The organism is Geodermatophilus sp. SYSU D00965, from assembly GCF_054050075.1.
This window is the reverse complement of record NZ_JBJGYQ010000001.1, coordinates 316,728-328,680: the sequence shown is the minus strand read 5'-3', so window position 1 is coordinate 328,680 and position 11,953 is coordinate 316,728. Positions and strand designations below refer to the sequence as shown.

Annotated in this window: 13 protein-coding genes; 6 read left to right on the top strand and 7 right to left on the bottom strand. The window is 75.9% G+C overall.

Annotated features, from left to right (window positions below; genetic code table 11):
* Nucleotides 1-3: 3 nt before the first annotated feature.
* The 3 genes from ACI789_RS01550 to ACI789_RS01540 form a co-directional block, all read right to left on the bottom strand.
* Nucleotides 4-876 (bottom strand): ABC transporter substrate-binding protein, encoded by an 873-nt coding sequence (locus ACI789_RS01550; protein ID WP_457006382.1) that lies wholly within the window; start codon nucleotides 874-876, stop codon nucleotides 4-6.
* A 31-nt stretch (nucleotides 877-907) separates the two neighbouring features.
* Entirely contained in the window at nucleotides 908-1,708 is an 801-nt protein-coding gene (locus tag ACI789_RS01545) for a hypothetical protein (RefSeq protein WP_457006381.1), read from the bottom strand.
* A gap of 90 nt (nucleotides 1,709-1,798) precedes the next feature.
* The gene (locus ACI789_RS01540) at nucleotides 1,799-3,244 is read right to left on the bottom strand and encodes a lipase maturation factor family protein (protein WP_457006380.1); all 1,446 of its coding nucleotides are present in this window, start codon (nucleotides 3,242-3,244) and stop codon (nucleotides 1,799-1,801) included.
* 75 nt (nucleotides 3,245-3,319) lie between these two features.
* Between ACI789_RS01540 and ACI789_RS01535 the strand changes: the two genes are divergently transcribed.
* A complete protein-coding gene (locus ACI789_RS01535) occupies nucleotides 3,320-3,616 on the top strand; it encodes a hypothetical protein (RefSeq protein WP_457006379.1) in 297 nt (98 codons plus the stop codon).
* Between the two features lie 7 nt (nucleotides 3,617-3,623).
* Here ACI789_RS01535 and ACI789_RS01530 read toward each other — a convergent pair whose 3' ends face one another.
* Together ACI789_RS01530 and ACI789_RS01525 are read right to left on the bottom strand one after the other, a co-directional pair.
* Nucleotides 3,624-4,163, bottom strand: coding sequence for a DinB family protein (locus tag ACI789_RS01530; protein ID WP_457006378.1), 540 nt, complete (start codon nucleotides 4,161-4,163; stop codon nucleotides 3,624-3,626).
* Between the two features lie 368 nt (nucleotides 4,164-4,531).
* On the bottom strand, nucleotides 4,532-5,386 hold the full coding sequence (locus tag ACI789_RS01525) for an alpha/beta fold hydrolase (protein ID WP_457006377.1): 855 nt from the start codon (nucleotides 5,384-5,386) through the stop codon (nucleotides 4,532-4,534).
* 207 nt (nucleotides 5,387-5,593) lie between these two features.
* Here ACI789_RS01525 and ACI789_RS01520 point away from each other — a divergent pair, with 207 nt between their 5' ends.
* Nucleotides 5,594-5,851, top strand: coding sequence for a hypothetical protein (locus tag ACI789_RS01520; RefSeq protein WP_456920019.1), 258 nt, complete (start codon nucleotides 5,594-5,596; stop codon nucleotides 5,849-5,851).
* On the opposite strand, the gene ACI789_RS01515 is transcribed toward ACI789_RS01520, so the two are convergent.
* Nucleotides 5,844-6,050: a hypothetical protein gene (locus ACI789_RS01515; RefSeq protein WP_456920018.1), complete on the bottom strand. Its 207-nt coding sequence runs from the start codon at nucleotides 6,048-6,050 to the stop codon at nucleotides 5,844-5,846. The two genes, ACI789_RS01520 and ACI789_RS01515, sit on opposite strands and share 8 nt — an antisense overlap.
* Before the next feature lie 182 nt (nucleotides 6,051-6,232).
* A complete protein-coding gene (locus ACI789_RS01510; protein ID WP_457006375.1) occupies nucleotides 6,233-6,970 on the bottom strand; it encodes a GntR family transcriptional regulator in 738 nt (245 codons plus the stop codon).
* A 222-nt stretch (nucleotides 6,971-7,192) separates the two neighbouring features.
* Here ACI789_RS01510 and iolC point away from each other — a divergent pair, with 222 nt between their 5' ends.
* The 4 genes from iolC to iolD are packed head-to-tail and all read left to right on the top strand — an operon-like array spanning nucleotide 7,193 to nucleotide 11,943.
* Entirely contained in the window at nucleotides 7,193-8,161 is a 969-nt protein-coding gene (iolC, locus tag ACI789_RS01505) for a 5-dehydro-2-deoxygluconokinase (protein WP_457006374.1), read from the top strand.
* Complete coding sequence (locus tag ACI789_RS01500) at nucleotides 8,154-9,077, top strand: class I fructose-bisphosphate aldolase (RefSeq protein WP_457006373.1); 924 nt, start codon at nucleotides 8,154-8,156, stop codon at nucleotides 9,075-9,077. The genes iolC and ACI789_RS01500 overlap by 8 nt, the downstream gene beginning before the upstream one ends.
* 11 nt (nucleotides 9,078-9,088) lie before the next feature.
* Nucleotides 9,089-10,000, top strand: coding sequence for a 5-deoxy-glucuronate isomerase (gene iolB, locus ACI789_RS01495; protein ID WP_457006372.1), 912 nt, complete (start codon nucleotides 9,089-9,091; stop codon nucleotides 9,998-10,000).
* The gene (iolD, locus tag ACI789_RS01490) at nucleotides 9,997-11,943 is read left to right on the top strand and encodes a 3D-(3,5/4)-trihydroxycyclohexane-1,2-dione acylhydrolase (decyclizing) (RefSeq protein WP_457006371.1); all 1,947 of its coding nucleotides are present in this window, start codon (nucleotides 9,997-9,999) and stop codon (nucleotides 11,941-11,943) included. The genes iolB and iolD overlap by 4 nt, the downstream gene beginning before the upstream one ends.
* Nucleotides 11,944-11,953 lie beyond the last annotated feature (10 nt).

Here is an 11,953-nt window from a genome sequence, read left to right as displayed (position 1 = left end):
CGGTCAGGCCGGGCGCGCCACGCGGCCGGGCGGGGGTGCCGGGACGGCGTCCGGGTGCAGCGCCCAGGCCAGCGCCGCCACGCCGTCGACGAGGGCGGGGCCGGCCTGCACCACGTAGCCGGCCGAGTCGATCGCGAGCAGCGGGACCCCCGGCAGGTGCTCGCCGACCGGGCCGCACTGGTCGAGCGCCGCCGCCAGCCCCATCCCGCACGGCGCGACGACGACGAGGTCGGCCGGCGGCAGGTCGGCCCAGGCGACCGCGACGCTGCGCCCGCCCTCGACCGCGCCCACCGGCTCCCCGCCGGCCCGGCGCACCAGCTCGGGGACCCAGTGCCCGGCGAGGTAGGGCGGGTCGGTCCACTCCAGCACCAGCACGCGGGGCCGGGGCCGCCCGGCGACCGCCCGCTCGACCTCCCGCAGCCGGGCCCGCAGGTCCGCGACCAGCGCCTCGCCGGCGTCGGCGGCGCCGGCCGCGCGGCCGACCGCGGCCACGGCGGCCAGCACGTCGTCGAGGCTGTGCGGGTCGATCGACAGCACCGCGGCGTCGGTGCCGATGGCCCGGCAGGCCTCCTCCACCGTCGCCGCCGGCAGCGCGCAGACCCGGCAGAGGTCCTGGGTGAGGATCAGGTCGGGGTCGGCCGCGGCCAGCGCCGCGCGGTCCAGCTCGTACAGCGGCAGCCCGCGGGCGGCCCGCTCGTGCACCAGCGCGTCGATCGCGGCGGGGGTCAGGCCCGGCGGGATCACCGTGTCCACCACGACCGGGCAGCGCTCCCGGGCCTGCGGCGCGCACTCGAAGGTCACCGCGACGAGCCGGTCGGCCAGCCCCAGGGCCGTCACGATCTCCGTGGCCGCCGGCAGCAGGGAGGCGATCCGCACGCCGCCACGCTAGCCGCGGCGCGGCGCTCCCTCAGGCGACGTGCTCGTCCACCACGGCGTCGGCGCGGCGCAGGAACGCCTGCAGGGCCCCGGGGTCGTCGCTGCCGATGTGGTCGACGCCGGCCGCGAGCAGCTCGCCCCAGACGGCCTCGCGCGCCGCGGCCGAGCTCTCGGGCGTCGCCCGGAACCGCAGCCGGTGACCCCGGGCGTGGGCGGCCGTGACCAGGGCGCGCAGGTCCTCCCGCTCCGTCGCGGGCATGGGCCCCACGCCGGTCCAGGTGAAGCGGGCGTTCCAGTCGTCGCTGACGACCGGCACCAGCGACGGCGGGAAGCCGGTGCCGAGGTCGGCGGGCCGGCCCTCGAGGGCGCAGAACCGCAGCCGCGCGGCCGCGAGGGCCACCGGCGGGCGGTTGCCGCTGACGACCACGGTGACCGGGCGGCGCCGGACGGTGCCCCCGGTCCAGTGCGTGACCAGCCGCGGGGAGCGGCGCAGCAGCCCCTCGAGCGCGGCGTGCGTGCTCCGGCCCTCGCTGCGGACGTCGACCAGCAGCTGCAGCGACCTGGTCCAGCCGCGGTGCACCGAGCCCCCGAGCGCGGCGACCCGGGCGGCCAGCGGGTCCAGGTAGAGCGCCGGGAGGGTGACCCCGGGCCGGGTGCCGGCCCGGTCGCAGTCGACCCGCAGCTCGCCGTCCACCAGCCGGACGCCCACCTCGACGCTGGTGCAGCCGGAGTGCAGGGCGTCCCCGAGGGAACGGCGGGCGCCGGTGCCGGATGCGTGGGCGCGGGCCAGCGGCGGGGCGGGGCGGGTGCGGGCGACGTCGAGGGGGATCACGCCGCGAACGCTCGCCGTCGAGCGCGACCTCCCCACGGCAGCGACGTGACCGGCGGTTGAACGCGGCCCGACGAACCGGGTCGTCCCGGATCACCGCGACGGCGAGGTCAGCTGGTCCAGGGAGACGGGGTCGACCAGCACGCCGGCGGAGGTGCGCGACCACCAGGCGCCGGTCTCCCGCCGCTCCTGCCGCGTGGTGAACCGGTAGCGGTACAGCCGGACACGGACGAACGCCGGTGGCGACTCCGGCGGGAACGGCGAGCGGCGCAGCAGCCGCAGCGTGGCCCGGTCCCCCTCGAGCAGCCGCTGGAGGAAGGGCCGCAGCCAGCGGCTGCCGTAGCCGGGGTCGATGCCGACGAACCACATCAGCCAGTCCAGCCGCAGGTGGTAGGGCGCGTACTGCGGCGGACGGCGGCGCACGTCGCCGGGCTTGCCGCGGAACTCGTACTCCTGCCAGGGAGTGTCCGGGCCGGGGTGCGGGTCGTCGGTGCCCTCCACGACCACCTCGTAGCGGGTGCGGGTGACCGACCCGAAGGCGCCGTAGGTGTTCACCAGGTGCAGCGGGTCGAAGCTGGCGTTCATCCGCTGCCGCCGCGACACCAGGTTGCGGGCCGGCCGCCAGCTGAGCACCAGCAGCCCGGCGGTGACCACGACGACGAGGACGGTGTGCCAGGTCGGCGCGGCCAGGTCCGCCGGCGGGTCCACCGGCAGCACGGCGTCCCAGACGCGGCCGTCGACGACCGAGGTCGCGAGGACCAGCGTGAGCCAGTTCAGCCAGGCGAAGTTGCCGCTGAGCACCAGGTAGCCCTGGGTCACGATCACCACGAGCGCGGCGACGGTGGCCACCGGCTGCGGCAGCAGCAGCCCCCACACGACGACCAGCTGGGTGGCGTGGTTGGCCAGCGCCTCGACCGTGTGCAGCCGGGGGCTGAGGTGGTGGAACCACCAGCTGGCCGGGTTGGGCATCGGCTGGGTCTCGTGGTGGTAGCGCAGGCAGGTGAGGTCCCGCCAGCAGGGGTCACCGCGCAGCTTGATCAGGCCGGCGCCGAACTCCAGCCGGAACAGCAGCCAGCGCAGCAGCCACAGCACCAGCGTGGGCGGCGCCACGTGGGCCGGGCCGAGGAAGACCGCGAGGAAGCCCGCCTCGACCAGCAGCGACTCCCAGCCGAAGCCGTACCAGATCTGTCCCACGTTGACGATGGACAGGTACAGCGCCCACATCAGCGCCCAGACCGCCATCCAGGCCCACAGCGGCGCCCGGTCGAGCAGGCCGACCAGGGCGGCCGCCGAGCAGGCGATGCCGACCCAGCAGACGGCGGCGAAGAACCGGTCGGAGAAGTGCAGGTGGAACAGGCTCGGGGCCCGGCGGAACGGCGTCCGGGCCAGGAAGCGGGGCACCGGCAGCATCCCGCGCGTGCCGATCAGCGGCCGGAACTGGCGCAGCGCCGCCACGAAGGCGACCAGGTAGACCAGCGCCAGCCCGCGGGTGAACACCAGCCGGCTCGACCAGTAGCCCGGGTCGGAGAGCCAGTCCACGCCCCGCTCCCTACCCGGCGGGAGCGCCCCTCACCGGGCCGGGCCGGCGACGCGGAGCACCGGCACACTGGGGTCGTGAGCCCGGAGTCCTCTGGCGTGCGAGGCGTCGTCCGGCTGCTGAACACCGCCGACGGCGGCGTGCTGTGCCTGGCCGGCGCGGTCGACGCGGCCGTCGTCGACACCTTCCTGCGGCGCTACGGCCGGGAGCCGGTGCGGGTGGCCGCGATCGACGCCGGGTCGGTGACCTCGCTGTCCGGCCCGGGCCTCGACCTCCTGCGCGACACCCTGGCCGCTGCCGAGCGGGCCGGACGGGTGGTGGCGCTGCGTCACTCGCCTGCGGTTCGCCGGCTGCTCGCCGACGCCGCGCCTTGACCCGGCCCTACTCCCCCGTGCGCCCGTCCACGGCCTCCCGCAGGAGGTCGGCGTGCCCGTTGTGCCGCGCGTACTCCTCGATCAGGTGGACGAGGACCCACCGCAGGCTCGGCGCCCGCCGGTCGGGCCAGGTGCGCCGGGTCGGTCGCCCCAGGCCCCCGTCGGCGAGCGCCTCCGCCACCGCTGCCCGCGAGCGCACGACCGCGTCCTCCCACAGCTGCCGGAGCTGCTCGGGGGTGTCCTCGGCGGCCGAGTGCCAGTCCCAGCCGGGGTCGGCGCGCCAGTCGACGGCGTCCCACGGGGGCAGCCGATCGCGCCCGCGCAGCCACCGCGAGCACCAGTCGTCCTCGACGTAGGCCAGGTGCTCGAGCAGCCCGCCGAGGGTCACCGCCGAGGCGCCGACCGTCGCCCGCAGCCCCACCGCGCCGAGTCCTCGGCACTTCCACGCCAGGGTCGCCCGCTGGTACTCCAGGAAGCCGAGCAGGGTGGCGGTCTCGTCGCCGGCCAGCGGCGGCTCGGGACGGCCCTGGTCGTCCACGTCGGTCACGCCCGGGGACGTCACCGACGGCGACGGCGGTCGAGCGCGAGGTGGCCGCCGAGCTGGTTCGCCGGCTGACCGGCCCGACGCCGACCTGCACTCGCGGGTGCTGGCGACCGGCTTCCTCGCGACCCTGCGCATCGCCGTCCAGCAGTGGACCGACGCAACCTCAGGGACCGCTCTCCGACGCCGTCCGCGCTCGCCGCACCGCGGGGCTGAGCGGGCGACCCGCCGCGGACACGCCACGGCCCCGGCGCGGGGGTTTCACGGCCACGCCGGGGCCGGTCCGGTCCCTGGTGTGCCCCACCCTCCGCTGGCGAAACGCCGGTTGCTCGACGGGCCGCGAGACGTCCCGAGCCGGCAGGCGGTACTGCGGCTCAGGCCGCGACGGCGCCCGCCCCGGCGAGCCGGCGGAGCTCGTCGACCATCACGTCCGGCCGCTCCAGTGGCAGGAAGTGCGACGCCGGGTGCTCGCGGTACCGCGCGCCGGGGAGGCTGCTCGCCGCGGCCCGCACGTCGGCGACGTCGACGAGCACGTCGTAGCGGCCGGCCAGGAACGTGACCGGACCGGACAGCGGCGAGAGGTCGAGCGGGGCGTGGTCGGCGGCGGCCACCGCCATGTGGCGGAACCAGGCCCAGTCCTGACCGGCGAACTCGTGCGCGACGGCCAGGACGCCGGCCAGCCGGGCCGCGTCGCTCGCCCGCTCCGGCGCGGCCAGGGACAGCAGCGGCTGCCACTGCCGCAGGCTCCCGGTGACCAGCGGCAGGAACGGCCCGACGACCGGCAGCAGCCGGCTGCCGTGCCGCCCGGCCGACGGGCGCAGCCGCCGCGGCAGACCGAGCGACCCGAACAGCGACGAGAAGCTGCCCCCCGGGACACCGGCCACGGCCATCACGCCGAGCACCCGCTGCGGGTCCTCCAGCGCCAGCTCGAAGGCGATGTTGACGCCCAGCGACCAGCCCACGACCAGGGCCGAGGAGAGGTCGAAGGCCTCGAGGACGGCACGGGCGTCGGCGACGTGGTCCTCGACCCGGACCCGCGACGGGTCCCGGGGCCGGTGCGAGGCACCGAGCCCGCGGTGGTCCCAGCCGACCACCCGGAAGCCGCTGTCCGGGGCGAGGAGGGCCGGCCACGCCGCGGGCGAGGCGCCGAGGCCGTTGCACAGCAGGACCGGCACGCCGTCCTGCTCGGTGGACCAGGCGCGCAGCAGCGTTCCGTCCGCGCTGCGCACCGGGCTGGTGCGGACCGGAGGATGACGACGGGTGATGGGACCTCTCCCCACGACGGGCGCCCCGAGGACCGGGGCCGGGATTCGTGTCGACGGTCTGGTGTCCAGGCTAGGGCGGCTCCCCCGGCCCACCCCAGGCCTGGCGGTGGATGTGACACAGTCCACAGTGCGGGCCCGGGCGGGACCGGGCCACGAGATCCGGGGGTGCGGATGCGCCGGACGAGGGGGGACCTGCAGCGCGAGCTGCTGCGGTTCCTGCAGCCGCCGGTGCCGCGCCGGGCCGAGCTGGTCAGCGAGCGGGTCGCCCCGGCACTGGCCGAGGTCGGCGAGCGGCTGTCCGGCCGGCCGGCCGAGGAGGTCGCCGCGGCACTGGAGGCCGTGGTGCGCTCCGCCGGCGCGACCCCGGACCGCGCGGCGATCGCGGAGTTCGCCGCCGAGATCGAGGCCGGCGAGAACCCCTTCAGCTGACGCGGAAGAGCTGCACGCCGGCCTGACGGGCGAGGATGGCGGCCGCCTCGCTGCCGGAGGGGCCGCGGCCGGCGAAGAGGGCGGCCAGCTCGTCCCGGTCGGCGGGGGTGGCGTAGTCGGCGAGCTCCTGCTCGAGGACGCGGCGGGCACGGCGCTCGGCGCGGGCGCGGCCGAGGGCGTCGAGGAGGCTGCGGGGCATGGCGGGTCTCCGGACTGCGAGGAAGGGCGGCGCGGTGCCGCCCTTCCCATGTTCGGACAACCTGCCTGGCAGATCTCGCTCTCGGCGTGTGAGTGTCACCACGACGGGGTGGCAGGTGTGGCCGGCACCACGACCCGGCGCCGGCCCTGACGCCGTCAGGTCGTGCCGAGGGCCCGGGCGGGTCAGCGGCCGACGAGCGTCGTCTCGAAGTCGTAGCGGGAGGCGCGGTAGACGTGCCGGCCGTACTCGACGGCCACGCCCTGGTCGTCGAACGCCGTGCGCGACATCGTCAGCAGGGCCGACCGCGGCGGCTCGTCGAGCAGCCGGGCCTCCTCGGCCCGCGCCAGCCGCGCGCCGATGCGCTGGTGGGCCACCCGCAGGTGCACGCCCTGGGCGCGGAGGTACTGGTACAGACCCCGCTCGGTGAGGTCCTCCATCGTGGGCGTGAAGCGGCCGGGCAGGTGGTTGGTCAGCAGCGCCAGGGGCTCGCCGCGGGAGCGGCGCAGCCGCCGCACCACCACGATCTCGTCCCCCTCGGCCAGGTCGAGCTCCTCGGCGACGTCGGCCGGCGCGGGGCCGCGGTCCAGCGAGAGGACCTCGGTGGTCGGCGCCTCGCCGGCCCGGGACAGGTCGTCGTAGAGGCTGGTGAGCTCGACCGAGCGGCGCACGTGCGGCTGGATCACCTGGGTGCCGACGCCGCGCTTGCGGACCAGCAGGCCCTTGTCGACCAGCTCCTGCACCGCCCGCCGGACCGTCGGGCGGGACAGCCCGTAGCGCTGGGCCAGCAGGACCTCGTTCTCCAGCCGCGATCCGGCCGGCAGCGCGCCACCGGTGATCGCACCCTCGATCGCCTGCGCGAGCTGGAAGTACAGCGGCGTCGGACTGGAGCGGTCGATGTCGAACGTCAGCACAGGTGCCACCGGTCCCTCCTCGCGTGGGCCGCGGGTGGGGCCGACCCCTCGACACCCCCGCGACGGCCATGATCCCACCCCGGCGACCCATCCTGTCCTCACCTCATCGGGGCAGCCCGACATCTCCACGTCCTGTTGCTCGTATGTCTTTACAAACTCTTGACACCGCAGTGTGTCCCGGAGCACAGTTCCGACAGGACGGCGACCGACGACGCAGGGGGACGGAGAGCTGTGGGACACGCCCTCGACATGGTGGTGATGGGTCGCAGCGGGGTGGACGTCTACCCCCTGCAGGTCGGCGTCGGGCTGGAGGACGTCGAGACGTTCGGCAAGTTCCTCGGCGGCAGCGCGGCCAACGTCGCCGTCGCCGCCGCCCGCCTCGGCCACTCCGTCGCGCTGGTCACCGGCGTCGGTGACGACCCCTTCGGCCGGTTCGTCCGGCGGGCGCTGGGCGACCTCGGCGTGGACGACCGGTTCGTCGTCGTCGACCCCGAGCACCCCACGCCGGTCACCTTCTGCGAGATCTTCCCGCCCGACGACTTCCCGCTGTACTTCTACCGCCGGCCCAAGGCCCCCGACCTCCAGATCCGGCCCGAGGACCTCGACCGGGCGGCCGTCCGGGACGCCGCCCTGTTCTGGGCGACGGTGACCGGGCTGTCCGAGGAGCCCAGCCGGTCGGCGCACCTCGCCGCCTGGGAGGCGCGCGGCCGCCGCCGGTACACCGTGCTCGACCTGGACTACCGGCCGGTGTTCTGGGCCTCTCGCGAGGAGGCGACCGAGCAGGTCCGCGCCGCCCTCCCCCACGTCACGGTCGCCGTCGGCAACCGGGAGGAGTGCGAGGTCGCCGTCGGGGAGACCGACCCCGACCGGGCCGCGGACGCGCTGCTCGACGCCGGGGTGGAGCTGGCGATCGTCAAGCAGGGACCGCGGGGCGTCCTCGGCAAGACGCGCACCGAGCGGGTCGTCGTCCCGCCCACGCCGGTCGAGGTCGTCAACGGCCTCGGCGCCGGGGACGCGTTCGGCGGCTCCCTGGCCCACGGGCTGCTCACCGGCCTGCCGCTGGAGCAGCTCCTGCGCAACGCCAACGCCGCCGGCGCGATCGTCGCCTCCCGCCTGGAGTGCTCCACCGCGATGCCGACCGCCGCCGAGGTCGAGGCGCACGTCGCCGCCGCCACCTCCCTGGAGGACACCCGTGTCTGACACCGCCCTCTCCCCCGACGCGGTGCTCGCCCCGCCGCCGGTGTGCTCGACCTACGCCGAGGTCACCGAGCTGCGCAGCCGGGACCCCGAGGCCATCGGCCGCGCCCTGGCCGCCCGCCGCCGGCGGCCGGCTTTCCTCCCGGAGGACGGCCGGCTGATGCTGCTGGCCGCCGACCACCCCGCCCGCGGCGCGTTCTCCGCGCAGGGCCGGCCGACGGCGATGTACAGCCGCACCGAGATGCTCGACCGGCTGCGCACCGCGCTGGACCGCCCCGGCGTCGACGGGCTGCTGGCCACCGCCGACGTCGCCGAGGACCTGCTGCTCCTGGGGGCGCTGGAGGACAAGGTCGTCGTCGCCTCGATGAACCGCGGCGGCCTGGCCGGTGCCAGCTTCGAGCTCGACGACCGCATGACCGGCTACGACGTCGCCGGCGTCGTCGAGGCCCGCTTCGACGCGGCGAAGATGCTCAACCGCATCGACCTCGACGACCCCAGCACCGTGGCCATGCTGGAGACCTCCGGCCGGGCGATCACCGAGCTGGCCCGGGCCGGGGTCGTGGCGATGCTCGAGCCGTTCATCTCGCGCCGGGTGGAGGGCCGGGTCACCAACGACCTGAGCCCCGACGCGGTCATCCGGTCGGTGCACATCGCCCAGGGGCTGGGCGCCACCTCGGCCTACACCTGGCTGAAGCTGCCGGTGGTCGCCGAGATGGAGCGGGTCATGGACGCCACGACGCTGCCCACCCTGCTGCTCGGCGGCGACCCCTCCCGCCGGCCGCAGGAGACCTACGCCGCCTGGCGCGACGCCCTGGCGCTCCCGGCCGTGCGCGGCCTCGTCGTGGGCCGGACCCTGCTCTACCCGCCGGACGACGACGTGGCCGCCGCCGTCGACACCGCCGTCTCCCTGGTCCACTGAAGGAGCAGCCGATGACCGCGACCGCCGCGTCGTTGCACCTGCCCGCCGGCAGCGCCGCCGCCGGCCCGTACGCCCTCGAGGTGACCCCCGAGTCCGCCGGCTGGGCGCACTCCGGCCTGCGGGTGCTCGAGCTGCCCGCCGGCGGCAGCTCCACCCTCGACACCGGCCCCGACGAGGTCGTCGTCGTCCCGCTGGAGGGCGGGCTGACCGTCGAGTGCGACGGCGAGGTCCTCACCCTCGCCGGGCGCAGCGGGGTCTTCGCCGGGCCGACCGACTTCGCCTACCTCCCTCTCGGCGTGTCCGCCGACCTCTCCAGCCGGGACGGCGGGCGGTTCGCGCTGTGCAGCGCCCGGGCCCGCCGTCGGCTCCCGGTCCGGTACGGCCCGGCCGCCGACGTCCCGGTCGAGCTGCGCGGCGCGGGCCGGTGCAGCCGCCAGGTCAACAACTTCGCCACCGCCGACGTCTTCGAGGCCGACGCGGTCATCGCCTGCGAGGTCATCACGCCGGGCGGCAACTGGTCGTCGTACCCGCCGCACAAGCACGACGAGACCTCCGACGTGGAGACCGAGCTGGAGGAGATCTACTACTTCGAGGTCGCCGCCGGGCCCCAGGGTCAGCCGGGCCTGGCCTACCACCGGGTGTACGGCACAGCCGAGCGGCCGATCGACGTCCTCGCCGAGGTGCGGGACCGCGACGTCGTGCTGGTGCCGCACGGCTGGCACGGCCCGTCGATCGCCGCGCCGGGCCACGACCTCTACTACCTCAACGTCATGGCCGGCCCCGGCCCCGAGCGGGCCTGGCGGATCGTCGACGACCCCGCGCACGCCTGGATCCGCGGCACCTGGGACGACGAGCCGGTCGACCCCCGGCTGCCCCTGCACTCCCCCGCCGGCACCGAGCAGAACGGAGCCTCCCGACCGTGAGCGAGCACCCCGCACCGGCACGTACCGAGACCGTGCGCCTGACCGTCGCCCAGGCCGTCGTCCGCTTCCTGGCCCAGCAGCACACCGAGCGCGACGGGCAGCGGCAGCGGCTGTTCGCCGGCTGCTTCGGGATCTTCGGGCACGGCAACGTCGCCGGGCTGGGCCAGGCGCTGCTGCAGGCCGAGATCGACGAACCCGGTGCGCTGCCCTACGTGCTGGGCCGCAACGAGCAGGCCGTGGTGCACACCGCCGTCGCCTACGCCCGCGCCAAGGACCGGCTGCAGACCTGGGCGGTCTCCACCAGCGTGGGCCCCGGCTCGACGAACATGCTCACCGGCGCCGCGCTGGCGACGATCAACCGGCTGCCGGTGCTGCTGCTGCCGGCCGACACCTTCGCCACCCGCTCGGCCGGACCGCTGCTGCAGGAGCTCGAGCGGCCCGACAGCGGCGACGTGACCGTCAACGACGCGTTCCGGCCGGTGTCGCGCTACTTCGACCGCATCTGGCGGCCCGAGCAGCTGCCCGGCGCCCTGCTGAGCGCGATGCGGGTGCTCACCGACCCGGCCGAGACCGGCGCGGTGACGCTGTGCTTCCCGCAGGACGTGCAGGCCGAGGCGTTCGACTGGCCGGTCGAGCTGTTCGCCGAGCGGACCTGGCACGTGGGACGGCCGCTGCCCGAGCGGGCCGCCCTCGCACGGGCCGTCGAGGTGATCCGGTCGGCGCGCCGGCCGCTGGTCGTGGCCGGCGGCGGGGTCGTCTACTCCGACGCCACCGAGGCGCTGGACGCCTTCGTCTCGGCCACCGGCATCCCGGTCGGGCAGACCCAGGCCGGCAAGGGCGCCCTCCCCTACGACCACCCGCAGTCGGTGGGTGCGATCGGCTCGACCGGGACCACCGCGGCCAACGCCCTGGCACGGGAGGCCGACGTCGTCATCGGGATCGGCACCCGCTACCAGGACTTCACCACCGCCTCGCACACCGCCTTCAACGACCCCGGCGTGCGGTTCGTCAACGTCAACGTCGCCGCGATGGACGCCGCCAAGCACGCCGGCGTGACCGTGCAGGCCGACGCCCGCGAGGCGATCACCGCGCTGGCCGACGCGCTGGCCGGCTGGTCGGTCGACGACGCGTACCGCACCCGCACCGCCGAGCTGGCCGAGCAGTGGGAGGCCACCGTCGAGGCCGCCTACCACCCCGAGACGCCGAGCGCGGGCGAGGGCGGCCGGCTGACCCAGAACGAGGTCATCGGGATCGTCAACGAGGTCTCCGCCCCGCGCGACGTGGTGGTCTGCGCGGCCGGGTCCATGCCCGGCGACCTGCACAAGATGTGGCGGGTCCGCGACCGCAAGGGCTACCACGTCGAGTACGGGTACTCCTGCATGGGCTACGAGATCCCCGGCGGCATCGGCATCCGGATGGCCAGCCCCGACCGCGACGTCTTCGTGATGGTCGGCGACGGCTCCTACCTGATGATGCCCACCGAGCTGGTCACCGCCGTCCAGGAGGGCGTCAAGATCGTCGTCGTCCTGGTGCAGAACCACGGCTTCGCCTCGATCGGCGCGCTGTCGGAGTCGCTGGGCTCCCAGCGCTTCGGGACCCGCTACCGCTACCGGTCGGCGTCCGGCCGGCTCGACGGCGACGTGCTGCCGGTCGACCTCGCCGCCAACGCCGCCAGCCTCGGCGTCGACGTCCTCGTCGCCCAGGACGGGCCCAGCTTCGAGGCGGCGCTGCGCAAGGCGAAGGCGAGCGACCGGACGACGGTCGTGCACGTCGAGACCGACCCGCTGGTCGACGCGCCCTCGAGCGAGTCGTGGTGGGACGTGCCGGTCAGCGAGGTCTCCACCCTGCAGAGCACCCGGGACGCCCGCGCCGTCTACGACCGCTGGAAGTCCGTCCAGCGGCCGGCCTACCTCGCCCCGTCCGAGAACACCCCGCAGTCCTGACCCACCCGTC